The sequence below is a fragment of the Streptomyces blattellae genome (assembly GCF_009709555.1).
Classification (GTDB): domain Bacteria; phylum Actinomycetota; class Actinomycetes; order Streptomycetales; family Streptomycetaceae; genus Streptomyces; species Streptomyces blattellae.
In genome coordinates, this window is record NZ_WJBG01000145.1 from 1 (window position 1) to 23561 (window position 23561).

The window sequence follows — 23561 nt, forward strand, 5'->3', positions numbered from 1 at the left end:
GGGCAATTATCTGGGGGCGTCGGTTATGGCGGGTCGGGTGGCTATGGCTGGCTGACGGTGGGCGGATTCGGAGAAGGGCGTCATAACGGCGGTCCTGCGCGGTCTCCTTCGTAGAGGTTCCCGAAGGAGGCGCGCTCATGGTCAAGGCAGCGACAGATGGTCGGTATCCGGTGCGGGTGTCGGGGCCGCTGGCCCTGTGGGTTCATCCGTTCCGGTTGGAGTTGGTGCGGCGCGGGTTCACGCCGCGGTCCTCTCAGGATCACGCCTACGTACTGGCGGACCTGAGCCGCTGGTTGGAACGCGAGGGGCTGGCTCCGGGGCAGTTGACCGCGGAACGGGTGGGGAAATTCGTCCAGGCACGGCGGGACGCCGGGCACCGACGGTGGCTGACGGATCGGTCGTTGCAGCTGATGCTCGGCTTTCTGCGGGATGCCGGTGTCATCCCGCCGCAGGAGCATGGCGCGGTCGGGGGCCCGGTCGAGGGTGTGCTGGAGGAGTTCCGCGGCTATCTGCTGCGTGAGCGCCGGCTCGGCGAGCGTACGGTTCGCGGACGTGTCGACGTCGCCCGCAAGTTCCTGACAGCGCAGCTCGTCGAGGGCCGGCTTCGGCTGGATGGGCTGGGCCCGGAGTCGGTGGCCGGTTTCGTCCTGGACACCTCGAAGCGGTACGCGACCGCGTCGATGAAGGTGGTGACGTCGAGTCTGCGGGCACTGCTGCGGTTCTTGTTCGTGACCGCAGCCGTTGACCGGGACTTGTCCGCGGCGGTGCCGTCGGTCGCGGGATGGCGGCTGAGCCGGCTGCCGTCCGGCACGGACGCGGTGCCTCTCCTGCTGGAAAGCTGTGATCGGACCACCGCATCAGGACGGCGGGACTTCGCGATTCTGCTGTTGATGGCACGGCTGGGCCTGCGGGCGGTCGAGGTGACGCGGCTGTGCTTGGAGGATGTGGACTGGCGCGGTGGCGAGCTGGTGGTCCGGGGCAAGGGCGGACGGGTTGACCGGATGCCGCTGCCCGCGGATGTCGGCGCGGCGCTGGCCGACTGGCTGCGGCACGGCCGGCGGCCGTCGGCGTTCCGCGAGGTGTTCCTGCGCACCGTCGGTCCGGACGCGCCGATGGCACGGCAGTCCGTGGTCATGGTGCCGCGCTGTGCTTCGCGCCGCGCCGGCATACCGGTCGTCGCCGCGCACCAGCTGCGACACCGCGCCGCCTGCCAGGTGCTGGCCGGCGGCGGAACCCTCGGCGAGGCGGCCCAGTTGCTGCGTCACCACGGCGAGGACGCCACGGCGATCTATGCGAAGGTCGACATGGCGGCGCTGGCACCGGTCGTGCGTCCCTGGCCGACTGCGAGCGAGCGGTGAACGGCATCCGGGACCACGCCGAACGCTATCTGGCGATCCGCCGGGGCCTGGGCTACAAACTCAAGGTCGAGGGCCGGATGCTCGGCCAGTTCGTCGGCTTCCTGGACGAGCGCGGCCACTCGCGCCTGACGGTCCGGGCCGCACTGGAGTGGGCCGTACTGCCGGACGGCGCCGATCCGGCCTGGTGGGCGGCCAGGCTGACGGTGATCCGCGGATTCGCCCGCTTCCTGGCGGCTTTCGATGAGCTCGTCGAGATCCCGCCGCCTGGCCTGCTGCCTCGTCGCGCCGGGCGGACGACGCCGCCGTATCTGTATTCGCAGGCGGAGATCGCCGCGCTGATCCACGCGGCCCGGCACCTGGCCCACCCTCTTCGCGCGGCGACGTTCGAGTCCTTCATCGGGCTCATGGCCGCGACCGGTATCCGCACCGGAGAGGCGATGGGACTGGACCGGGCCGACCCGGACCTGGATCGCGGTGTCCTGCTGGTGCGGGGGACCAAGTTCGGCAAGTCCCGGCTGGTCCCTCTGCACCCCACCACCGTCGGGCAACTCGCCGACTACCAGCGCCGACGCGACGAACTGTGTCCACGCCCGTCCACCGAGGCGTTCTTCCTGTCCGGAGCCGGGACCCGGCTCAACCACACCAACGCGAGCAAGACCTTCACCCGGCTGCTGAAGGCAGTCGACATCACGGCCCCGCCCGGCGCGGGCACGCCTCGCCTCTACGACCTGCGCCACACGTTCGCCGTGACCACCTTGGTGAACTGGTACGCCGCCGACGCCGACGTCGCCCACCGGCTCCCGGCGCTGTCGACCTACCTCGGGCACGTCAGCCCGGCAACGACCTACTGGTACCTGCACGCCTGCCCGCAGCTGATGACAGCCGCGGCCGAACGCCTCGACCGGACCCGGAAGGAATCACCGTGACCACTCTGGCCCCTGTCATGCAGGGTTTCTTCACCGAGCGGCTGGCCCAGCGCCGGGTCAGTGCCCACACCGTCGCGGCTTACCGCGACACGTTCCGCCTCCTGCTGGAGTACGCCCGCAGTCAGCTCGGCCGCCCGCCGTCGGCGCTGGAACTGACCGACATCGACGCCGTGTTCGTCGGCGGCTTCCTGGATCATCTCGAACACGACCGGAACAACAGCGTGACCACCCGAAATGCCAGACTGGCCGCGATCCACTCGCTGTTCGCCTATGCCGCCTACCGCTGCCCGGAACACGCCCTGCTGATCCAGCGCGTCCTGGCGATCCCGCAAAAGCGCCGCGACTGCACACTCGTGTGCTTCCTCAGCCACGAGGAGACCGAGGCTCTGCTGGCGGTCCCGGACCAGTCGACCCTCCTGGGACGACGTGACCACCTCCTGCTGCTGGTCGCGACACAAAGCGGACTGCGCGTCTCGGAACTGACCGCACTCACCTGCGCCGACGCCGAACTCGGCACCGGCGCCCACCTGCGCTGCACCGGCAAAGGCCGCAAACAGCGCTGCACCCCGCTGGCGAAACCCACCGCCCGCCTCCTCCAACGATGGATCACCGCCCGCAACGCAGCCCCGGACGACCCACTGTTCCCCAACCGCGTCGGCGGCCACCTCAGCCGCGATGCCGTTGCCGACCTCCTCCGCAAGCACCTGCCCGCGGCCGCGGAACGATGCCCGACCCTGGCCGGCAAGAACGTCACCCCGCACACACTTCGCCACACGGCGGCCATGGCACTGCTGACCGCCGGCGTCGACACCTCCACCATCGCGCTCTGGCTCGGACACGCCAGCACCAAGGCCACCGACGTCTACCTGCACGCCGACCTGGCCATGAAGGAACGCGCCCTGGCCCGCACCGCACCCCGCGACACCGCCACCAAACGCTACCGGCCCACCGACAGCCTGCTCACCTTCCTGGAGAACCTGTAGTTATCACCGGCCTCAGCCCCTGCGGCACCGCCATCCATCAGCTCTCATTGGCCCGACCCGCCATAACCGACGTCCCCAGATAATTGCCCTTATCCCGGCACCGGGATAAGGGCAAGCAGATCAACGGCCGCAAGCGGCACGTCGTGGTCGACACCCTCGGCCTGCTGCTGGGCGTGATGGTCACCAGCGCCGATGTCGGCGACCGCGCCGCCGCGCAAGTCCTGCTGGCGCGGGTGGCCAACGCGCACCACCGCCTCGCCCTCATCTGGGCCGACGGCGGCTACACGGGCAGCCTCGTCGAGCACTGCCTGGCCGCCTGCGCGCTGGTGCTGGCGATCGTCAAGCGCAGCGACGACCAGAAAGGCTTCGTGGTGCTGCCCAAGCGGTGGATCGTCGAGCGTCTCTTCGCCCACCTCATGCGCAGCCGCCGCCTGGTGCGCGATGTCGAGCGCCGCACCGCCAGTGCCGAGGCGATGCTCTACTGGTCGATGACCATGGTCATGACCCGCCGCCTGGCCGGGCCACACCGCGGGCGGGCGTGAACCGGCCCGGCGCCGGCTCGGCCAGCCAGCCGCGCGCGACCAGGCGTTTCGCCTTCGACCGCAGCGCCTCCACCCGCGCCGGCACCACGTCCATGCCGAACGCCGCGGCCATTTCCTGGCAGGTCACCGGCCCCTGCCCGAGCCGGACCTGGTCGGCCCCCAGCTGCAGGATGCGCTGGTAGTCCACCGACAGCGCCGACCAGTCAAGTCCCTCGCGCCACATGGGCACCTGAGCCTTCGGCTTCGCCGCCTGCGGCGCCTGCGGTGCCGTTCCGCCCCGCCCCTCGGCGGTTGGCGCTGCCTGGTCGACCCGGGTGTGGTCCTGCTCCGTCTCGCTCTCCGGGGCCAGCACTTCGCCGACCTTCGAGCGGGCGATGGCCCACTCCTGCCATTCCCGCTCGGCCACGGCCAGCTCGGCCTGGACGCGGTCGGCCTCCTCCCGCAGCTCGTCCACCCGACGGCGAGCACCCAGCTCGCGCTGTTCCAGCAGCCCGACCACCGACGGCATCCACGACCCCCACAGCAGCGACGACATGACAAGCCGTCACTCCCACCCGATCACCGACCCTATGCCCCACCAGCGAAAACGCAGTCCTCAAGTCCGGAAAGACAACAGCTTCTAACGCAGGCCGTCGAGCAAGTCCTGGCGTGCGGTGCCAGGCTTCGGCGGCTCGGCGTCGCGCGACCCGAGGGACCGTATCCGTATGGTCAGCAGGAGCGGCAGGGACAGTGCAATGAACATGCCGGCGGCAGTGAACGCGGCGGCAGGTCCACCGAGTCCCATGGCGAGGCCGCCGATCGGCGGGCCCGCGATCTGGCTGAGGCGCATCGACAGCGAGCGCATGCCAGTGACACGGGCCAGCTGGTCAGGGCTGGTGATCCGTGCTGGGAGGGCACCGACAGCGGGTACGAACAGCGCGTCCACGGCGCCGAAAACGAGCGCCACCGCGACCAGGATCCACAAAGCCGGTGCCGTCAGCGCGATTCCGGAGGCCACCGCCAGGATGAGGAGGCAGCGCAGCGTGTCGCTGCCGAGAATCACCCGGCGGGGGTCGAACCGGTCGGCCACCACGCCCCCGCCGAGCATGAGTAACGCTCGTGGTAATACCCCTGAGGCCATGACGAGGCCGACTTCGGCAGGGCCCGCGGCCTTCTGGGCGGACCAGCCCAGGGCGACGAAGTACACGCTGTCGCCGATGAGGGAGACGGTGTATGCGGTGAGCCAGCGCAGCACGTTGCCGTCGCGGTGAGCCGGTGTGGTGGCGCGTTCGGGCAGGGCTGTCCTTGTGGTGGCCATGGAGGGCTCCAGTAAGTCGGGAACTCGGCTGTGTCAGGGCCGGAAGGGAAAGCCGTAGAGGTGCACGGACACGTGCTCGCGATCCTCGGTGTCGCCTGCCGCCTTGGCCGCCTTTCCGCGATCCCGCCAGCGCCGGGCCAGCGCCTCAAGTTCGTCACTCATCTCGGCGAGTTCGACCGGGGTGAGGTCGAGCAGCCACTCGGAGCTGAAGGCCGCATCGGTCCACGCCTTGCCCCAGGCGGACTTCTGGTCGAGATACGTGCGGTACTGGGCAACGCGGGTGTCGAAGATTCCTCGGGTCACCGCGACGACGGCGGAGGCGCCCTCGGGAGTGTCCGCGAAATCTGAGTCGCGGAAGCCCCAGCCCTCCTCGGACGCCACCTGCCACCACCGCTCGCGGCCGTCGGAGCCCTGGCCGCTCGCCTTGGTCACGAAGCCGTGCTCGGCCAGCTTGCGCAGGTGGTAGCTGACCAGCGACGGCGTCTCGTCGACATGCTCGGCGAGTTGAGAGGAGGTCGCGGTGCCCGCGGCGTACAGCAGCCGGTACAGCTGCATCCGCAGAGGGTTCATGAACGCCCTCAGCCGTGACAGGTCGGTGATCTGCTCAGGCTCGTGCTTCGGTCGCATGCCCGCACCATAGATATGAAGCAGAAATTTCGCAATAACTCCTTCAGAGTTGCGCGGCGGAAGGAGGGCTCGGCCCCGGGGTGTGGATGCGCCCGGACTGGATCCGCTTGGCCGCTGGGGCCGGAGGTCGTTGCTGGCTGCTTCCGGAGCGGACATGCCCGTGACGTCGGCGATCGCCGCCGCCGGGCCAGCTGAGGCGTAGTGGCGGTTTCGCTCCAGCGTTCCTTGAATCTCCGAGGCCCCCTTGCCCGGAATATTAGGTCGTGCTAATTTTTTGCGGTGGCCGAACCCTATGAGCTGCGGTTCTTTGAAGATGTGCTGGACTGGATCAAGACGCTTGCCAAGGAGGACCCGGACAGTCACCTTCATGTCATAGCCGCTCTGGAACGGCTCCAGGAGGTGGGTCCGGCGCTTCGCCGTCCGACGGTCGGCGCGATCGAGAAAAGTCGCTACCGGAACATGCGGGAGCTGCGTCCGCGTAGCGGCGGGACGGTGAGCATCCGGATGCTGTTCGTCTTCGACCCCGAACGTCGGGCCATCTTCCTGGTGGCGGGCAACAAGGCGGCCGGGCGGCAGTGGGCAGCCTGGTATCCCAGGGCGGTCAAGGAAGCGGACGACAAGTACACGGCTTACCTTGAAGCGCTGGAGCAGGAGAAGAAGGAGGGACAGGGCAGATGAAACTCGGCACCATGGCCGACCTGACGGCCGACATCACCCCCGAGAAGCGCGAGCGCATCGATGCCATCAAGGCGGAGATGGTCGACGCCGAGCGGGGGCACGAACTGGCCGCTCTCCGTAAGGCACAAGGCTTCACACAGGTCCAGGTCGCCAAGGCCATGGGGGTCACCCAGGGGCGGGTCAGCCAGATCGAGCGGGGCCTCGCCCGCCTGGACACCTCGACCATGGCCGCATACCTGCACGCGATCGGCGGCGAGCTGACCATAACGGCCACGGTGGGAAATCTCTCCGTGAAGCTGTAGGAGGCAGAACCACCGCCTGGATGCGGTGACCGGCGAGCGCTTCTCTGCGGTGGGAAACGATCTACGTGAGCGCGGGAAACGATCAGCACCGACTGGGGAATCTGCCCTGGCTACCGACTTTCGTCGGTGCCCCACCAGACGAAAGCCCCGTAGGTCTCGGACCTGCGGGGCTTCTGCGTTCTCTGGTGCGCTCCCCGGATGGGTGGGACGAGGGGCCGCGGGTGAGAGGACAATCACACCGCGGACTCGCCCTCTGGGCGCCCCTCGAAGGCCGTTACGCGGCGAAGCGCTGGGCCAGTTGCTTGGCCTTGGCGGCGGCGTCGTCGAGGGCTCGTTCGCGGGAGGCCTCGAAGAGGGGGACCAACTCGGCCATCGCCGGGTTGTGCGGGGCCATGGTGAGTTCCGGGACGATGAAGTCGAGGTCCATGCCGAGGGTGTCGGCGAAGACCGCCGACAGATAGTTCTGTACGTACTCGTAGCCCTCGCGCGGGGTTCCGGGGGCGTAGGAGCCGCCGCGGCTGGCGATCACGGTGACCGGGGTGCCCTTGATCTTCGAGTCCTCGGTGGCCGCGGTGCGGCCCATCAGGATCACGTGGTCCAGCCAGGCCTTCAGGGTGGACGGGATCGCGAAGTTGTACATCGGGGCGCCGATCAGCACGGCGTCCGCCTGCTCCAGTTCCTCGATCAGCTGCAGGCGCCCCGCAAAAGCGGCTGCCTGCTCGGGGCTGTGCGCGGCCGGGTCGGCGAAGCCGGCGGTGTGGGCGTCGGCCGTGATGTGCGGCACGGGGTCCACGGACAGATCGCGGTAGATCACCGTGCCCTCGGGGTGCTGTTCCTCCCAGGTCTTGCGGAAGGCGTCCGTGACGGCGCGGGACGCGGAGGCTCCGCTGGGGAACACGGACGAGTCGATGTGGAGGAGCGTGGCCATGGGGATCTCCAAGAAGACAAGAAGAGCGGTGCCCGCACGGAATGACGGGCTAAGTTTCCGTACTCAACTATGGATAACATAGTTACTTACTTTCTTTCATCCCGGAATGTCGAGGGCAGTACCCTGAGCCCATGGCGGGTGGGCGGAATCACGAAAACTCCATGTGCAAACGGGTGGATGGCGGCATCACCCGTGTCTTCCAGCTGCTCGGCAAGCGCTGGACCGGTCCGATCGTGTCCGTGCTGGTGGAGCAGCCCACCCACTTCGCCGATCTGCGCCGGGCCGTCCCCGGGATCAGCGAGCGCATGCTCTCCGACCGCCTCACCGAACTCGGTGCTGCGGGACTCCTGGTGCGCGAGGTCGACGAGGGGCCGCCGCTGCGGGTGTCGTACCGGCTGACCGAGGCGGGAGCGGCGCTGGGGCCCGCCCTCCGGGGACTCGGGGAGTGGGCGGAGAAGTATCTACCGGAGGGTGAGCTGGGCGGCGGCTGTTAGCCCAGGCGCGGGTGGCGGGTTTTTCACAGGTGGGTTCGCCTGGTTTTCCACAGGTGTGGGGTTGTCCACAGGGTCGGACGCGTTCTGGCTGCTGGTTGTACCGTCGGCACGAGTTGATGTTCGTGCGCGTGCGGGGGAGGCGGTCGTTGTGACCCAGGTGGATGCGGGTTCGGCTGAGGCGGTCCAGGGGGCTGCCGTGGATGCCGGGGCGGTACGCCGGCTGCCGGGCGTGCCGGGTTTTGCCGAGTCGTCCGCCGCGGGCGCGCAGTCGCCGAAGGAAGAGGGCAAGGCCCTGCGCGGGCTGGTTCCGCGGAGCACGCACGCCGCACTCGATCTGGACGGCTCCCGCCCCGACGCGGTGAGCGCGGTCGAGGAGTCCAGCCGTGGTCGGCTTCCCGAACTCACACCGCTGCGGATCGGCCGCATGGCGGCGACCCCCTTCTCCTTCCTGCGCGGCTCGGCGGGCCTGATGGCCTACGACCTGGCGCGCACCCCCATGACCCGGATTCGTGCCCAGATCTGCGGCGACGCCCACGCGGCCAACTTCGGGCTCTACGGCGACGCACGCGGCCGCCTGGTCATCGATCTGAACGACTTCGACGAAACGCTCCACGGCCCCTGGGAGTGGGACCTCAAGCGGCTCGCCGCCTCGCTGGTGCTCTCGGCCCGGGAGGCCGGCGCCGACGAGGACACCTGCCGCAAAGCGGCGCACGACACCGTGGGCGCCTACCGCCGCACCATGCGGCTGCTGGCCAAGCTGCCGGTCCTGGACGCGTGGAACGCCATCGCGGACGAGGAACTCGTCTCCCACACCGACGCCCATGACCTGCTCGGCACGCTGGAGCGGGTCGCCGAGAAGGCACGGGCCAACACCAGCGGGCGCTTCGCGGAGAAGTCGACGGTGCCGACCGAGGACGGCGGGCGACGCTTCGTCGACGCGCCTCCGGTGCTGCGGCAGGTGCCGGACGCGGAGGCGGTGGCCGTGGCGGCGTCCCTGGAGGAGTATCTGGCGACGCTTTCGGAGGACCGCCTCCCCCTCCTGGCCCGACACGCGGTGCACGACGTGGCCTTCCGCGTGGTCGGCACGGGCAGCGTGGGCACCCGGTCCTACGTCGTGCTGCTGCTGGACCACCGAGGCGAGCCGCTGGTGCTGCAGGTGAAGGAGGCCAGATCCTCGGCGCTGGTTCCGCACCTGGTGACGGCGGGGTTCGAGGCGCCGGAGGTGGACCACGAGGGCCGCCGTGTGGTGCTGGGCCAGAAGCGGATGCAGGTCGTCAGCGACATCCTGCTGGGCTGGACGACGGTCGACGGCCGCCCCTTCCAGGTACGCCAGTTCCGCAACCGCAAGGGCAGCGTCGACCCCACCGCCCTCTCCACCGACCAGATAGACGACTACGCCCGTATGACCGGCGCCCTCCTGGCCCGCGCCCACTCCCACAGCGCCGACCCTCGCCTCATCTCCGGCTACTGCGGTAAGAACGAGGAACTGGACGAGGCGATGGCGACCTTCGCGGTGGCCTACGCCGACCGTACGGAGGCTGATCACGCGGAGCTGGTGGCGGCCGTGCGGGCGGGGAGGGTCGCGGCGGAGGCGGGGGTGTGAGACGGGCGTGTGAAGCGGGCGTGTGAGGCGGGGGCGCTTGGCTTTGGGCGCGTGTTGCTGGGTGCGTGTTGCCCGGCTTGGCCATCGGTGGCGTTCGCCGTGCCGTCGGCCGCTGCTGCGGGGCCGTGGACCGTGCGGGCGGTGACGCCGTCGGGGGCGGTCGAGCCGTGGCCTACGCTGGTCGCGTGACGAGGTCGGAAGCTGAGTCGGAAGCGGAGCAGGGTGGCGTCGCCGGAGAGGCGGAGGTGACGCCGGAGGACGGTGCGCCGCTGTCCGCGGCCGAGGACGGTGCGCCCGGGCCCGAAGATGCCGGCGCCCCGTCCGAAGACGCCGCGCCCCGGCCCGAGGAGCGGCTGGAACGGGCGGTGCGGGCCGCTGAACAGGCCCTCATCGAGTACGAGATCGCGGTGGAGACCTTCCGGGTGGAGGTCGAGAACTTCTCGCGGCTGCACCACCAGAAACTCGGCCCGATGTACGCCCGGCTCGATGAGCTGGACGCGCAGATCGCCGAGGCCGTGGCCGCCCGCACCGGCGACCCCGAGGACGTGCGCAAGGCGGACGAGGCACGAGCGCGCGTCATGCCGATGCCGGGCGTCGAGGAGCTGTTCCACGGCTGGATGGACGGGGAGGGACTGTTTCCGGAGGCCGCCGCGATGCTCACCGAGCAGCCGGTTCGCCCCCCGCAGCGGGTGCGCCCCAGCGACGAGGCCCGCAAGCTCTACCGCGAGCTGGCCCGCAAGGCCCACCCCGACCTGGCGCAGGAGGAGGGCGAGCGCAAACGGCGTGAGGAGTTCATCACGCGGGTCAACGCCGCCTACGGGCGTGGCGATGAGGCGCTGCTGCGGGAGCTGTCCGCGGAGTGGGCCGCAGGACCGGCCCCCGAGGAGCGGCACCCCAGCCCCGCCGAGGAGCTCTACGCCCGTCTCGAATGGCTCGCCCAGCGCAAGGAACTGATCGCCGTCGTGGCCCGGGAACTGGAGGAGAGCGCGATCGGCGCGATGCTCCGGCTGGCCCCGGACGACCCCGACCGCCTCCTGGAGGAGGTCGCCGAGCAGTTGCTGGCCCAGGTCGCCGAGCGTGAGGCCAAGCTGGCGGAGCTGCTGAGGTAGCGCCGTCGGGCCGTGCGGACGGTCCGGTAGCGTCGGGGGCATGAGTTTCGGAGCTGGTGTGCCCACGGTCGAGGTCGCGGACCTCAAGGACGGCGACTTCTTGCTGGACGTCCGCGAGGACGACGAGTGGCAGGCGGGTCATGCCGAAGGGGCACTGCACGTCCCCATCAGCGAGTTCGTGGCCCGGTACGGCGAGGTGACGGAGGCGGCGCCGCAGGACGGCCGGGTCCATGTGATCTGCCGTTCCGGCGGACGCTCGGCCCAGGTCACGATGTACCTCGTCCAGCAGGGCATCGACGCCGTGAACGTCGACGGCGGCATGGAGATGTGGGCACACGCGGGTCGGCCGGTCGTGACGGGCGAGGGGCAGCCGGGGTACGTGCTCTAGGGCCGGTCCAGGGCAGCCCGGGTACGTCCTCCAGGTCCGGGCCGGGCCGGTCCGCGGGAAGGGGCGCCCTGGGGCTCCGCGAATCGGGTGGGACGGCCCCTCGCCGCAGGTGAATCGGGCCCGCTCGGCGGCCGTGCGGGGTCGGCGGCCGGCGGGTCAGCCCAGTGGATGGGCGGCCAGTAGATCGCCCAGCACCTCCTCATGTGCCGCCGCCGGGCCGAGCGACAGCTCCAGGTACTTGGCCCAGGCGTGATACCGGTGCAGCGGATAGTCGGTGTCGGCGCCGAATCCGCCGTGCAGATGCTGCGCCGTCTGCACGATGCGCCGCACGCCGTCCCCCGCCCAGATCTTCGCGACGGCCACGTCTCCGGCGGCAGGCAGCGCCCCTGACGCCCCCGACGCGATCCGCCATGCGGCCTGCCACAGCGTGGCCTCCATCGCACGCAGGTCGATGTAGCGGTCGGCGGCCTGCACGGCGACCGCCTGGAAGGTGGCCACCGGGAACCCGAACTGCTCCCGCTGCCCGGTGTATTCACTGGTCATCCGCAGTACCTGCGAGCCGAGCCCGAGGGCCAGCGCGCAGGTCCCGGTGGCCAGCAGATCCCGCAGCCACTCCCAGGCGCCGTCGGCGTCGATCACGTCGCGGGCCGCGATCAGGGCGGAGTCCAGGCGTAGTTCGGCCAGCCGCTCCCCGTTCGTGGAGAACTGCTCGGCGAGCACCACCCCTTCGTGGACCCGGGGAACCAGCGCGAGGACGGTCCGGTCGGCGTCCGTCCGGGCCGGTACGACGACGAAGTCCGCGTTGTACGCCCAGGGCACCGCCGTCTGTACCCCGTCCAGCGTCCAGTGGCCGCCCTCCTGGCGTGCGGCGACGGCGAGTTCGGCCGGGTCGTGCCCGGTGCGGCCGGCGGCGGCGACGGTCAGGACCACCTCGCCCCGCCCCGCCCGTGCCAGCAGCTCTGACCGCAACTCCTCGCCGCCATACGCCTGTACGGCCGCCGCGGCCGCGCAGCTCTCCAGCAACGGCACCCGCGCCAGCACCTTCGCCGACTCCCGCAGGACGAGGCACAGCGCCACGGAGTCGAGGCCGGCCCCGCCGTACTCCGGGGCGAGGAGCAGGCTCAGCAGATCCGCGTCGGCGAGTCTGGCCCACAGCTCCCGGTCGAAGTCGTCGGCCACGGCGCCCAGGGTGAGCGCCGGGCTCGGCACGGCATCCGGCGCGACCCCGCCGAACACCCCCCGCGCCGCCTCAGCCGCCGCCTGCTGCTCCTCGGTGAAGGTGAAGTCCACGGTCCCTGTCCCTCCGGCGGTCCGCTGATCTGACGGAGCGTCAAGATAGAACAGGTTCTAGAAGAAGGGAACGGTCGGGCACCGCCCGTGAAGAGGCGGTCGGGCGGTGCCCGTGAAGGCGGGGGCTGGCGCTGCCCGTGAAGGCGGGGGCTGGCGCTGCCCGTGAAGGGGGCTGGCGGTGCTGGGTGACGTCCTCGCCGAAGGAACGGCGGGCGCACCCTGAAGGGGCGCGGGGCTGTACTGAATATGCGGCTCCGCCGCGGTGGGGTCCCTCCCCACCCGAGCGAAGCCGAGAGCGGGGGAGAGACCAGCCACGACGGCGCCGCAGACGGCCGACGGCACATCGCGGCCCCGCGGCGGAGCCGCACATCGACGCAGCCGGCGGAGCGCTTAGCGGTCGAAGTCCAGCTCCACCTTCTCCGTCACCGGATGCGACTGGCACGCCAGCACATACCCCGCCTCCGTCTCTTCCGGCTCCAGCGCGAAGTTGCGGTCCATCCGGACCTCGCCGGAGGCCAGGAAGGCCCGGCACGTCCCGCACACCCCGCCCTTGCAGGCGTAGGGCGCGTCGGGCCGGTTGCGCAGGACCGTCTCCAGCAGGGACTCGCCGTCCTGGACGGGCCAGGTGCCGCCGCGGCCGTCGAGCCGTGCGGTCACGGTGCTGTGCGCGGGGGCCGGTACCGCGGTCGCGAGTGCGGTCAGGGGATCCACATGGAAGATCTCCTCGTGGATACGGGTCCGCGCCACTCCGAGCCCGCGCAGGGCCCGCTCGGCGCCCTGCACCAGCCCGAACGGCCCGCACAGGAACCAGCCCGCCACCTCCTCCACCGGCAGCAGCGCCGGCAGCAGCCCGGTGAGCCGGTCCCGGTCGAGCCGCCCGGACGGCAGCCCCGCCTGCTGCTCCTCCCGGGAGAGCACCGTGACCAGCTGCAGCCGCTCGGGGTAGCGGTCCTTCAGGTCGGCGACCTCCTCCAGGAACATCGTCGAGGCGGACGTACGGTCGCTGCGGACCAGACAGAACCGGGCCCCGGGCTCACGCGCCAGCAGCGTCGAGGCGATCGACAGCACCGGGGTGATGCCACTGCCGCCGACGATCGCGGCATACCGGCCGGGCGCGGGTTCCAGTGTGAAACGGCCGGCCGGGGTCATCACCTCCAGCTCGTCACCGACATTGATCTCCTTCAGCGCGTACGTCGAGAAGGCCCCGCCCTCCACCAGCCGCACCCCGACCCGCAGGGTCCGCGGGCCCTCGGGGCCGGGCGCCGGGGAGCAGATCGAGTAGGTGCGCCGTATCTCTGTGCCGTCTCCGTCAGGCCGATCAGCGACCTTGCGGCGCAGCGCGAGGTGCTGGCCCGGGGTGTGCCGGTACTCCTCCCGCAGTTCCGGGGGCACGGTGAGGGTGAGGGCCACGGAGTCGTCGGTGAGCCGGTCGACCGCGGCCACCGGGAGCGTGTGGAAGCGGGCCATCACAACTCCTTGAAGTGGTCGAACGGTTCGCGGCAGGACAGGCACCGCCGCAGCGCCTTGCAGGCCGTGGAGGAGAACCGGCTGAGCAGCTCGGTGTCCGCCGATCCGCAGTGCGGGCAGCGGACGGGGTCCGTGGTCCGGGTCGGGCCCAGCTCGATCAGCAGGGGTTCGCAGGCATCCCGCGCCCGCGGCGGAGCGATACCGAACTCCCGCAGTTTGCGGCGTCCTTCGGCCGAGATGTCGTCCGTCGACCAGGCGGGCGAGAGCACCGTACGGACCGACACCTGCCGTATGCCGTGCTTGTGCAGCGCACGCTCTATGTCCAGGGACATCGCCTCGATCGCCGGGCAGCCGGTGTACGTCGGGGTCAGCTCGACCTCGACCGAGTCCTCGGCGCGGACGTGCACCGCGCGCAGGACGCCCAGCTCGTGGAGGGTGAGCACGGGCAGTTCGGGGTCGGGCACCGCACCGGCGACTTCGAGGAGTTCCGCCTCCAGGGCGGTGAGGGTCACCATGACGCCCCCGGGTGGCTGCGGTGCAGATGCTGCATCTCGGCGAGCATCCGCCCGAAGGGCTCGGTGTGCACGCCCTGCCGTCCCGCGCCGGCGGTCCACGCACCGGACCGCGGCCCTTCGGGAACGGTCAGGGTGGCCCGGCTCAGAACGCCTGTCACGGACTCCAGCCAGACCGTCTCCAGCGCCCGTGCGTCCACGTCCAGGCCCTCTACCGGCCGGAACATCTCGCCGGTAAACCGCCACAGCGCCTCACACGCCCGCTGCATCCGCTCATGGCTGGCGTCCGTGCCGTCACCGAGCCGCAGGGTCCACTGCTCGGCGTGGTCGCGGTGGTAGGCGACCTCCTTGACGGCCTTCGCGGCGAGCGGGGCGAAGGGGCCGTCTCCGGTGGCGAGGCGGGCGTGGAGCAGGTGCTGGTAGGTGGAGAAGTACAGCTGGCGGACGACGGTGTGGGCGAAGTCGCCGTTCGGCTGCTCCACCAGCTGGAGGTTGCGGAAGGCACGCTCCTCGCGCAGATAGGCCAGTTCGTCCTCGTCGCCGGCCATCGACAGCAGCACGCGGGCCTGGCCCAGGAGGTCCAGGGCGATGTTGGCGAGGGCGACCTCCTCCTCCAGCACGGGCGCGTGGCCCGCCCACTCGCCCAGGCGGTGCGAGAGCACCAGCGCGTCGTCGCCGAGGGCGAGCGCGGCCGTGGTGGCAACGGCGACGGTCACAGGTGCTTCACCCCTTCCGGGATCTCGTAGAACGTCGGGTGCCGGTACGGCTTGTCGGCGGCCGGCTCGAAGAACGGGTCCTTCTCGTCCGGCGAGGACGCCGTGATCGCGGACGACGGCACGACCCAGATCGAGACGCCCTCGCCGCGCCGGGTGTACAGATCGCGCGCGTTGCGCAGGGCCAGCTCCGCGTCCGGTGCGTGCAGGCTGCCGGCGTGGGTGTGCGAGAGGCCGCGGCGGGAGCGCACGAAGACCTCCCACAGAGGCCAGTCGGTGTTCGTCATGCGAGTGCCGCTCCCGTCTCTTGGGGGTGCGGGGCGGGAGCCGTGTGCTTGGCCGCGTACGCCGCGGCGGCCTCCCGGACCCACGCGCCCTCGTCGTGCGCCTGCCTGCGCTGGGTGATGCGCTGTTCGTTGCACAGGCCGTTGCCCTTGAGGACCGCCCAGAACTCCGACCAGTCGATCGGGCCGAAGTCGTGGTGCCCCCGCTGCTCGTTCCATCTCAGGTCGGCGTCCGGGAGCGTCAGGCCCAGGGACTCGGCCTGGGGGACGCAGATGTCGACGAAGCGCTGACGCAGTTCGTCGTTCGAATGGCGCTTGATCTTCCACGCCATCGACTGCGCGGAGTGCGCGGACTCGTCGTCGGGCGGGCCGAACATCATCAGGGACGGCCACCACCAGCGGTCCACCGCGTCCTGTGCCATCGCGTGCTGCTGAGGGGTGCCGCGGCTGAGGGCCAGCAGCAGTTCGTACCCCTGGCGCTGGTGGAAGGACTCCTCCTTGCAGATGCGGACCATCGCGCGGGCGTAAGGGCCGTACGAGCAGCGGCACAGGGGGACCTGGTTGGTGATCGCGGCGCCGTCCACGAGCCAGCCGATCGCGCCGACGTCCGCCCAGGTCAAAGTCGGGTAGTTGAAGATCGAGGAGTACTTCTGGCGGCCGGTGTGGAGCTTGTCCAGCAGCTCGTCGCGGCCCGTGCCGAGGGTCTCGGCCGCGCTGTAGAGATACAGGCCGTGCCCCGCCTCGTCCTGGACCTTGGCCATCAGGATGGCCTTGCGGCGCAGGGACGGCGCGCGGGTGATCCAGTTCGCCTCGGGCTGCATGCCGATGATCTCGGAGTGCGCGTGCTGGGCGATCTGCCGCACCAGCGTCGCGCGATAGGCGTCCGGCATCCAGTCGCGCGGCTCGATGCGCTCGTCGGCGGCCACCGCGGCGTCGAAGGCGCGCTCGTACGCCGCCGGGCCTGCGGTGCCGTCTCCTGCGCCGTGCGCCTGTGCGCCGGCCGTCTGCTGCGCGGCTGCTGTCGCCATGGGGCCCCCTCGACCTCGTGCTCTGCCTGGAACCTGTTCCCGACCGATCGTTCGGTTCACTCGATTCCATGGTGTGACGGGGGCCGTAAGGTGTCAACCGCCGTGGATAACCTGCCGGGATCCCCTGTGGACAACCGGCGGACGCGTCGATGGGGGTGTGCCGGGCGGGCAGGGCTGAGTACCGTTCCCGTCCAAGCGGCCGGAAGACGGACCGGAATCGGGAAACGGGGCGGAATGGACGCGTACGACGGTGGCTCGAACGCCCCGGACGGAGCGGACGGGGTGGTCGAACCGGACGGGCGCGAGGCGTCCGACGAACCGGCTGCCGGCCCCCGCACCGGTGTCGCGGCACTCTCCCTCCGCTACCAGATCGGCGCCGCGATCGCGCTCGCCTGCGTCGCGGTCGCCGTCTGTGTCCACATCGGCATGGTGTTCCTGCACGTCGCGCCCTCGAACACGGTCACCAAACAGCACGGCCAGGCGATAGACGACTGGATCTATCCCGAGTTCGAGCAGAACTGGAAGCTTTTCGCGCCCAACCCGCTGCAGCAGAACATCGCCGTCCAGGTCCGCGCCCAGGTCGGCAGGCCGGACGGCGGCAGGACGAACACCGGCTGGTACGACCTGTCCGCGCAGGACGGCCGGGCCATCGACGGCAATCTGCTGCCGAGCCACACCCAGCAGAACGAACTGCGCAGGGCGTGGGACTTCTTCCTCGCCACCCACGACGCCGAGAACCGCCCGTCGGGCCTGCGCGGCGCCCTCTCGGAGAGCTATCTGCGCCGGATCGTGGTGATGCGCCTCGACCGCGACGGCGCGGCCGGGCGGGGCGAGACGATCGAGCGGGTCCAGGTGCGCTCCCGCACCACCAATGTGCCCCCGCCCGAGTGGAGCACGGAGCAGGTCTCCGAGCAGCCGGTGTTCCGGGTGCTGCCCTGGTGGTCGGTTTCGGCCGACGACTTCGAGGGAGGCGACCGGTGAACCGCTGCGCCCTGGCCGTCTCGGGCGGCATCGCCCGCGTCACCGAGGCCGCCCTCGGCCCGTATCAGACCGCTGTGATCCGTATCGGGTTCAGCGCGACCTGGCTGCTCTTCCTGCTGCGGGAGCTGCCCCACCGCCAGGAGCTGTACGGTCCCGACGGTCCCTGGTCCTTCGGCCTCGCCGAGCAGCTGATCTCGGATAACGGCGCCTTCACCGCCCTGATGTGGTCGGACGACGGCCTCTGGTTCGAGGCCGTGTACGCGTTCGCCGTCCTGACCAGCGTCCTGCTGCTGCTGGGCTGGCGCACCCGGACCATGTCCGTGCTCTTCATGGTCGGCGTGCTCTCGCTGCAGAACCGCAGCGTCTTCATGGGCGACGGCGGCGACAACGTCCTGCACCTGATGTGCCTGTACCTCGTCTTCACGCGCTGCGGCCAGGTGTGGTCGCTGGACGAGCGCCGGGAGCGGCGCGTGCGTGCGGCACGCGCGCGTGGAGAGCGGGTGGTGGACCGGGTGGGCCCCGCCCTGTGGGGCGTGCTCGGGCTGATGCTGGTCACGGTCACCGTGGCGGGCGAGCTCGACGGCGACGTGACCGTGCCGGTGATCCTCTGGGGCGTGTGGGTGGCCCTGGCCGTGTGGTGGGTCGTCGGGCGCCTGGCAAGGAGTGACGAGCCGCGGATCCTGCTCGACGTGGTCGGCAACATCGTCCACAACGGCGCCCTGCTCGTGATCATGGCCGAGGCCTGTCTGATCTACGCGACGGCCGGCTGGTACAAGATCCAGGGCTCCCGCTGGCAGGACGGAACCGCCGTCTACTACCCCCTGCACCTCGACTACTTCTCGCCCTGGCCCGCCCTCGCCGACGTGCTGTCGGCCAGCGGCACACTGGTGATGCTCGTGACCTACGGAACCGTGATCGTCCAGGTCGCCTTCCCGTTCACGCTGTTCCATCGCCGGGTCAAGAACGTCCTGCTCGCTGCCATGATCACCGAGCATGCCGTGATCGCCGTCGTCCTCGGACTGCCCTTCTTCTCGCTGGCGATGATCGCGGCGGACGCGGTCTTCCTGCCGACGTCGTTCCTGCGCCGGCTGGGCGACTGGGCCGCACGCGCGCGTGGACGCGTGTTCCGGCGCGAGGACGCCCCCAAGGTGCCGGGACAGCGGATCGGGGACGAAGCAGCCCCGCAGAACCGGGGCAACCCGGAGAACCCCGATCACACGCGCGTAGGGTTCACGGCATGACCGCCGCCGACCCCGTGACCTGCTGGCACCGGCTCGCCGACGCCTCCGTCCTGCTCGACGGCTTCCACACCCTCAAGCATGCGGTGCGCTTCGCAGCCGAGGTCCCGGTCGCGGTGACCGTCGACCGGGCGGCCACGCTCGCCCTCGCCGACGAACTCGCTCCGGACGTACGAGACACCCTGGACGCCCTGCTGACCGAGGTCCCGGAGCCGACGTACCGGTCCCTCGTGCCACGCCCGCATCCCACCGCCGTGGCGGCCCTGGCCGTACGACCGCCCCGTGCCGCCCACCTCGAAAAGCTGGCGCACTCTCCCCGCACCGCACCCGTCATCGTCCTCGACAACCCGCGCAACCTCGGCAACGTGGGCGCCGTCATCCGTCTGGCCGCCGGTTTCGGCGCGACCGGAGTGGTCACCACCGGCACCCTCGACCCGTGGCACCCCACGGTCGTACGCGGCGGAGCGGGCCTGCACTTCGCGACCGCGGTGGAACGGCTGACCGTCGAGGAGCTCCCGGCCGGTCCGCTGTTCGCCCTCGACCCCGAGGGCGACGACATCCGGGGTATGAAGCTCCCGGACGACGCCGTCCTCGCCTTCGGATCGGAGCGCAGCGGCCTGTCGGCCGGACTGCGCGCGCACACCGACCACTTGCTGTCCTTGCCGATGCGCCCGCAGGTCTCCAGCTACAACCTGGCGACCAGTGTGGGGATGACCCTCTACCACTGGAGCACGGGCACAGCAGCGCCCCTTTAGGGGCGCGGGGCTGTGACACATGCTGCTCCGGCGCGGGCGTGACCAGCCACAACGCACCGGAAGCCGCGCAACCACCGCACCCCCGGGCCTCTCAGGCCTCCCGCCGCACCTCGACAACCCGGAACCGGTTGGCGACGAACGCCCCGTCGCACAGCGCCGAGTTGGCCGCCGGGTTGCCCCCCGACCCATGGAAGTCGGAGAACGCGGCCGTCTGGTTCACGTACACCCCACCCGTGAGGTTCAGCGACAACTGGGCCGACTCATCGAGGCAGACGTCGACCACGGCCCCCTCGACCTCCGCGTCAGTGGTGTATGCGCCGACCGTCATCGCACCCTTCTCGCGGATCGTCCGCCGCAGCATCTCCACCGCGTCGGACGCGGAGTCGACGGCGACGGCGAAGGAGACGGGACCGAAGCACTCGCTCATGTACGCGGCCTCGTCATCCGGTTTGGCCCCGTCCAGCTTCACGATCACCGGCGTACGGACGACCGCCCCCGGGAACTCCGGATTGCTGATCTCCCGTGCGGCGAGGGCGACTTCGCCCAGGCCGGCGGCAGCCTCCAGGCGAGCCTTCACATCCGGATTGACGATCGCGCCCAGCAGCGCGTTCGCGCGCGTGTCGTCGCCGAGCAGGCCTTCGACCGCGCGGGCGAGGTCGGCGACGACCTCGTCGAAGGTCCGGGGACCCTCCTCGGTGCGGATGCCCTCGCGCGGGATGAGCAGGTTCTGCGGGGTGGTGCACATCTGGCCGCTGTACAGGGACAGCGAGAAGGCCAGGTTGGAGAGCATCCCCTGGTAGTTGCCGGTCGACTCCACGAGCACCGTGTTGACGCCCGCCTTCTCCGTGTAGACCTGCGCCTGGCGGGCGTTGGCCTCCAGCCAGTCACCGAATGCCGTCGAACCGGTGTAGTCGATGATCCGGATCTCGGGGCGCACGGCCAGGGTCTTGGCGATGCCCTCGTCCGGGCGCTCGGCGGCCAGCGCGACCAGGTTCGGGTCGAAGCCCGCCTCAGCCAGCACCTGGCGCGCGACCCGCACGGTGAGGGCGAGCGGCAGCACCGCGCGCGGGTGGGGCTTGACCAGGACCGCGTTTCCGGTGGCCAGGGAGGCGAACAGGCCCGGATAGCCGTTCCACGTCGGGAAGGTGTTGCAGCCGATCACCAGGGCGATCCCGCGCGGGACCGGCGTGAACCGCTTGGTGAGCGCGAGCGGGTCGCGCTTGCCCTGGGGCTTGGTCCACTCCGCGGTGTCGGGGGTGCGGACCTGCTCCGCATAGGCGTACGCCACCGCCTCCAGGCCACGGTCCTGCGCATGCGGGCCGCCCGCCTGGAACGCCATCATGAAGGCCTGGCCGGAGGTGTGCATGACCGCGTGCGCGAACTCGTGCGTCCGGTCGCTGATGCGCTTGAGGATCTCCAGGCAGACCACGGCCCGGATCTCCGCGCCGGCGTCCCGCCATGCGCGCTGGCCGGCCCTCATCGCGGGCAGCAGGACATCGATGTCCGCGTGCGGGTAGGTGACGCCCAGTTCGATGCCGTACGGCGAGACCTCGCCGCCCGTGAAGCCGTCCGTGCCGGGCTGGCCGAGGTCGAGGCGGGTGCCCACGAGGGCGTCGAAGGCGGCCTTGCCGGCTGCCGCGTCCAGGCTGCCCTGCTCGCCGTAGGCCTTGGGGTGCTCGGGGTGCGGAGACCAGTACACGCGTGTGCGGATCGCTTCCAGCGCCTGGTCGAGGGTGGGCCGATGCCGGGCGATCAGCTCGCGGGCGGTCAGTTCGGCGGCCATGCGGGACCAACTCCTTGTCTCAAGAACTCTTCGTCGAGCTCATGACCTGGGCACAGACATGGGCAGAGACAGCCAGACAGGGATAGAGTAACCGAATGGTCGGTCGGGACAAGGGGGTCCGCCGCATCTGTGGAAAACCCCGTGCGGGAGGATCGCGCACATGACAGCACTCGACCTCAGCAGCCCCGTGGCCGTCGTCGGCACCGGCACCATGGGCCAGGGCATCGCCCAGGTCGCGCTGGTCGCCGGGCATCTCGTGCGGCTGTACGACGCCGTCCCCGGACGCGCCCAGGAGGCGTGCGCCGCGATCGGTGCCCGCCTCGACCGGCTCGTCGAGAAGGACCGGCTCACCGCCGCCGACCGGGACGCGGCGCGCGCGCGTCTGCTGCCCGCCGGAAGCCTCGCCGACCTCGCGGACTGCGCCGTGGTCGTCGAGGCCGTCGTGGAGCGGCTCGACGTCAAGCAGGACCTCTTCCGCGAGCTGGAAGGCATCGTCGGCGAGGACTGTCTGCTCGCCACCAACACGTCGTCCCTGTCGGTGACGGCCATCGGCGGGTCGCTCGGCGACCCCGGCCGTCTCGTCGGCCTGCACTTCTTCAACCCCGCACCGCTGCTGCCGCTGGTCGAGGTCGTCTCCGGGCACGCCACCGACGTCACGATGGCCACGCGCGCGTACGAGACGGCGCGCGCCTGGGGCAAGACCCCGGTCGCCTGCGCCGACACCCCCGGCTTCATCGTCAACCGCATCGCGCGGCCCTTCTACGCCGAGGCCTTCGCGGTCTACGAGGCGCAGGGCGCGGACCCCGCCACCATCGACGCGGTGCTGCGCGAGTCCGGCGGCTTCAAGATGGGCGCCTTCGAGCTGACCGACCTCATAGGCCAGGACGTCAACGAGTCGGTCACGCACTCCGTGTGGCAGTCCTTCTTCCAGGACGTGCGCTTCACACCGTCGCTCGCCCAGCGGCGCCTGGTCGAGTCGGGCCGGCTCGGCCGCAAGACCGGACAGGGCTGGTACGACTACGGGGAGGACGCCGAGCCCGCCGAGCCGCACACCGCGGAACGCGCCCAGCCGCCCGCGTACGTCGTCGCCGAGGGCGACCTGGGCCCCGCCTGCGAACTGCTCGCGCTGATACGCGAGGCGGGCATCGCCGTCCGTGAGGAGGACGAGGACCACGGCACCCGCCTGGTGCTGCCGGGCGGCGGACAGCTGGCGCTCGCCGACGGCCAGACCTCCGTGGAGTTCCGGGACGTCGTCTACTTCGATCTCGCGCTCGACTACCGCAGGGCCACCCGCGTCGCCCTGTCCGCCTCCCAGGACACCGCCTCGCAGACCCTCACCGAGGCGATCGGCCTCTTCCAGGCGCTCGGCAAGGACGTCAGCGTCATCGGCGACGTACCCGGCATGATCGTCGCGCGCACGGTCGCGCGGATCGTCGACCTGGCGCACGACGCCGTCGCCAAGGGGGTGGCCACCGAGGAGGACATCGACACCGCGATGCGCCTGGGCGTGAACTACCCCCTCGGCCCCTTCGAATGGAGCCGCAGACTCGGCCGCAACTGGGCGTACGCCCTCCTCGACGACCTGCATCTGCGCGACCCGTCGGGACGTTACGCGCCCTCGCTCGCGCTCTACCGCCATGCGTACGCCTCCGACAAGCGGGAGGGCAGCACGTCATGACCACCGCCAAGCGGGACACGTACACCCCGGAGTCGCTGCTCACCGTCGCCGTGCAGGTCTTCAACGAGCGTGGCTACGACGGCACCTCCATGGAGCATCTCTCCAAGGCGGCCGGCATCTCCAAGTCGTCGATCTACCACCACGTCGCCGGCAAGGAGGAGCTGCTGCGCCGCGCGGTGAGCCGGGCGCTGGACGGGCTCTTCGGGATCCTCGACGAGGAGCACGCGCGCGTGGGGCGTGCCGCCGAGCGCCTGGAGTACGTCGTGCGGCGCATGGTCGAGGTGCTGATCGCCGAACTGCCGTATGTGACGCTGCTGCTGCGCGTGCGCGGCAACACGGACACCGAGCGCTGGGCCCTGGAGCAGCGCCGCGACTTCGACCACCGGGTCGCCGAGCTGCTGAAGGCGGCGGCCTCCGACGGGGACGTGCGCGGTGATGTGGAGGTACGCCTCGCGACCCGGCTGGTCTTCGGGATGATCAACTCGATCGTCGAGTGGTACCGGCCGGACGGGCGCGGCATGAACGAGCGTGAAGTGGCCGACACGGTCGCGCAGTTGGTGTTCGGCGGGCTGCGCAAGGCCTCCTAGGCGGGCCCTG

25 protein-coding genes and 1 pseudogene are annotated in these 23561 nt (G+C 70.7%); 15 read left to right on the forward strand and 11 right to left on the reverse strand.

Annotated features, from left to right (window positions below; genetic code table 11):
- The first annotated feature begins 137 nt into the window (after positions 1–137).
- The 4 genes from GFH49_RS15580 (at position 138) to GFH49_RS15595 (ending at position 3809) form a co-directional block, all read left to right on the forward strand.
- On the forward strand, positions 138–1358 hold the full coding sequence (locus tag GFH49_RS15580) for a tyrosine-type recombinase/integrase (RefSeq protein ID WP_155056481.1): 1221 nt from the start codon (positions 138–140) through the stop codon (positions 1356–1358).
- Entirely contained in the window at positions 1355–2284 is a 930-nt protein-coding gene (locus GFH49_RS15585) for a tyrosine-type recombinase/integrase (protein WP_230396314.1), read from the forward strand. Before GFH49_RS15580 ends, GFH49_RS15585 begins: the two co-directional genes overlap by 4 nt.
- The gene (locus GFH49_RS15590; RefSeq protein WP_155056482.1) at positions 2281–3267 is read left to right on the forward strand and encodes a tyrosine-type recombinase/integrase; all 987 of its coding nucleotides are present in this window, start codon (positions 2281–2283) and stop codon (positions 3265–3267) included. Before GFH49_RS15585 ends, GFH49_RS15590 begins: the two co-directional genes overlap by 4 nt.
- 83 nt (positions 3268–3350) lie before the next feature.
- Entirely contained in the window at positions 3351–3809 is a 459-nt protein-coding gene (locus tag GFH49_RS15595; protein WP_155056483.1) for a transposase, read from the forward strand.
- On the opposite strand, the gene GFH49_RS15600 is transcribed toward GFH49_RS15595, so the two are convergent.
- From GFH49_RS15600 to GFH49_RS15610, 3 genes and pseudogenes are all read right to left on the reverse strand, one after another.
- On the reverse strand, positions 3766–4317 hold the full coding sequence (locus GFH49_RS15600) for a hypothetical protein (protein ID WP_155056511.1): 552 nt from the start codon (positions 4315–4317) through the stop codon (positions 3766–3768). The genes GFH49_RS15595 and GFH49_RS15600 overlap by 44 nt on opposite strands.
- 114 nt (positions 4318–4431) lie before the next feature.
- A pseudogene (locus tag GFH49_RS15605) lies at positions 4432–5106 on the reverse strand (MFS transporter); the annotation flags it as partial.
- Between the two features lie 33 nt (positions 5107–5139).
- Positions 5140–5733, reverse strand: coding sequence for a winged helix-turn-helix domain-containing protein (locus GFH49_RS15610; protein ID WP_155056484.1), 594 nt, complete (start codon positions 5731–5733; stop codon positions 5140–5142).
- A gap of 279 nt (positions 5734–6012) precedes the next feature.
- Between GFH49_RS15610 and GFH49_RS15615 the strand changes: the two genes are divergently transcribed.
- The gene (locus GFH49_RS15615) at positions 6013–6411 is read left to right on the forward strand and encodes a type II toxin-antitoxin system RelE/ParE family toxin (RefSeq protein ID WP_155056485.1); all 399 of its coding nucleotides are present in this window, start codon (positions 6013–6015) and stop codon (positions 6409–6411) included.
- On the forward strand, positions 6408–6713 hold the full coding sequence (gene relB / locus GFH49_RS15620) for a type II toxin-antitoxin system RelB family anti-toxin (RefSeq protein ID WP_155056486.1): 306 nt from the start codon (positions 6408–6410) through the stop codon (positions 6711–6713). Before GFH49_RS15615 ends, relB begins: the two co-directional genes overlap by 4 nt.
- A 274-nt stretch (positions 6714–6987) precedes the next feature.
- Here the strand turns inward: relB and GFH49_RS15625 are convergent, their stop codons facing one another.
- Positions 6988–7641 (reverse strand): FMN-dependent NADH-azoreductase, encoded by a 654-nt coding sequence (locus GFH49_RS15625; RefSeq protein ID WP_155056487.1) that lies wholly within the window; start codon positions 7639–7641, stop codon positions 6988–6990.
- A 131-nt stretch (positions 7642–7772) separates the two neighbouring features.
- Between GFH49_RS15625 and GFH49_RS15630 the strand changes: the two genes are divergently transcribed.
- The 4 genes from GFH49_RS15630 to GFH49_RS15645 all read left to right on the forward strand — a co-directional run bounded on the left by GFH49_RS15630 (position 7773) and on the right by GFH49_RS15645 (position 11235).
- Positions 7773–8135, forward strand: coding sequence for a winged helix-turn-helix transcriptional regulator (locus tag GFH49_RS15630; protein ID WP_155056488.1), 363 nt, complete (start codon positions 7773–7775; stop codon positions 8133–8135).
- A 157-nt stretch (positions 8136–8292) separates the two neighbouring features.
- Positions 8293–9738, forward strand: coding sequence for a DUF2252 domain-containing protein (locus GFH49_RS15635; protein ID WP_155056512.1), 1446 nt, complete (start codon positions 8293–8295; stop codon positions 9736–9738).
- A 167-nt stretch (positions 9739–9905) separates the two neighbouring features.
- Entirely contained in the window at positions 9906–10847 is a 942-nt protein-coding gene (locus GFH49_RS15640; RefSeq protein WP_155056489.1) for a hypothetical protein, read from the forward strand.
- 58 nt (positions 10848–10905) lie between these two features.
- Positions 10906–11235 (forward strand): rhodanese-like domain-containing protein, encoded by a 330-nt coding sequence (locus GFH49_RS15645; protein ID WP_155056513.1) that lies wholly within the window; start codon positions 10906–10908, stop codon positions 11233–11235.
- Positions 11236–11391: 156 nt separating this feature from the next.
- On the opposite strand, the gene GFH49_RS15650 is transcribed toward GFH49_RS15645, so the two are convergent.
- The 6 genes from GFH49_RS15650 to paaA form a co-directional block, all read right to left on the reverse strand.
- The gene (locus GFH49_RS15650; protein ID WP_155056490.1) at positions 11392–12525 is read right to left on the reverse strand and encodes an acyl-CoA dehydrogenase family protein; all 1134 of its coding nucleotides are present in this window, start codon (positions 12523–12525) and stop codon (positions 11392–11394) included.
- Positions 12526–12915: 390 nt separating this feature from the next.
- Positions 12916–13992, reverse strand: coding sequence for a 2Fe-2S iron-sulfur cluster-binding protein (locus GFH49_RS15655; RefSeq protein ID WP_155056491.1), 1077 nt, complete (start codon positions 13990–13992; stop codon positions 12916–12918).
- Positions 13992–14507 (reverse strand): 1,2-phenylacetyl-CoA epoxidase subunit PaaD, encoded by a 516-nt coding sequence (gene paaD, locus GFH49_RS15660; protein WP_155056492.1) that lies wholly within the window; start codon positions 14505–14507, stop codon positions 13992–13994. The genes GFH49_RS15655 and paaD overlap by 1 nt, the downstream gene beginning before the upstream one ends.
- Positions 14501–15220, reverse strand: a complete 720-nt coding sequence (paaC, locus tag GFH49_RS15665) for a 1,2-phenylacetyl-CoA epoxidase subunit PaaC (protein ID WP_155056493.1) — start codon at positions 15218–15220, stop codon at positions 14501–14503. Before paaC ends, paaD begins: the two co-directional genes overlap by 7 nt.
- On the reverse strand, positions 15217–15504 hold the full coding sequence (gene paaB, locus GFH49_RS15670; RefSeq protein ID WP_073944895.1) for a 1,2-phenylacetyl-CoA epoxidase subunit PaaB: 288 nt from the start codon (positions 15502–15504) through the stop codon (positions 15217–15219). The genes paaC and paaB overlap by 4 nt, the downstream gene beginning before the upstream one ends.
- Positions 15501–16529, reverse strand: a complete 1029-nt coding sequence (gene paaA / locus GFH49_RS15675) for a 1,2-phenylacetyl-CoA epoxidase subunit PaaA (RefSeq protein ID WP_155056494.1) — start codon at positions 16527–16529, stop codon at positions 15501–15503. The genes paaB and paaA overlap by 4 nt, the downstream gene beginning before the upstream one ends.
- A gap of 234 nt (positions 16530–16763) precedes the next feature.
- Here paaA and GFH49_RS15680 point away from each other — a divergent pair, with 234 nt between their 5' ends.
- Genes GFH49_RS15680 through GFH49_RS15690 form a run of 3 tightly spaced genes read left to right on the forward strand, consistent with a single transcriptional unit; the run spans position 16764 to position 19503 of the window.
- Positions 16764–17510 carry a DUF5819 family protein gene (locus tag GFH49_RS15680; RefSeq protein ID WP_155056495.1) on the forward strand — a complete coding sequence of 249 codons (747 nt, stop codon included), beginning with the start codon at positions 16764–16766 and terminating at the stop codon, positions 17508–17510.
- Positions 17507–18751, forward strand: a complete 1245-nt coding sequence (locus GFH49_RS15685; RefSeq protein WP_155056496.1) for an HTTM domain-containing protein — start codon at positions 17507–17509, stop codon at positions 18749–18751. Before GFH49_RS15680 ends, GFH49_RS15685 begins: the two co-directional genes overlap by 4 nt.
- Positions 18748–19503, forward strand: a complete 756-nt coding sequence (locus tag GFH49_RS15690; RefSeq protein ID WP_155056497.1) for a TrmH family RNA methyltransferase — start codon at positions 18748–18750, stop codon at positions 19501–19503. The genes GFH49_RS15685 and GFH49_RS15690 overlap by 4 nt, the downstream gene beginning before the upstream one ends.
- 91 nt (positions 19504–19594) lie before the next feature.
- Here GFH49_RS15690 and paaN read toward each other — a convergent pair whose 3' ends face one another.
- A complete protein-coding gene (gene paaN, locus GFH49_RS15695; RefSeq protein ID WP_155056498.1) occupies positions 19595–21286 on the reverse strand; it encodes a phenylacetic acid degradation protein PaaN in 1692 nt (563 codons plus the stop codon).
- 160 nt (positions 21287–21446) lie between these two features.
- Here paaN and GFH49_RS15700 point away from each other — a divergent pair, with 160 nt between their 5' ends.
- Both GFH49_RS15700 and GFH49_RS15705 read left to right on the forward strand, forming a co-directional pair.
- Positions 21447–22964, forward strand: coding sequence for a 3-hydroxyacyl-CoA dehydrogenase (locus GFH49_RS15700; protein ID WP_155056499.1), 1518 nt, complete (start codon positions 21447–21449; stop codon positions 22962–22964).
- Positions 22961–23551: a TetR/AcrR family transcriptional regulator gene (locus GFH49_RS15705; protein WP_155056500.1), complete on the forward strand. Its 591-nt coding sequence runs from the start codon at positions 22961–22963 to the stop codon at positions 23549–23551. The genes GFH49_RS15700 and GFH49_RS15705 overlap by 4 nt, the downstream gene beginning before the upstream one ends.
- Positions 23552–23561: the final 10 nt, after the last annotated feature.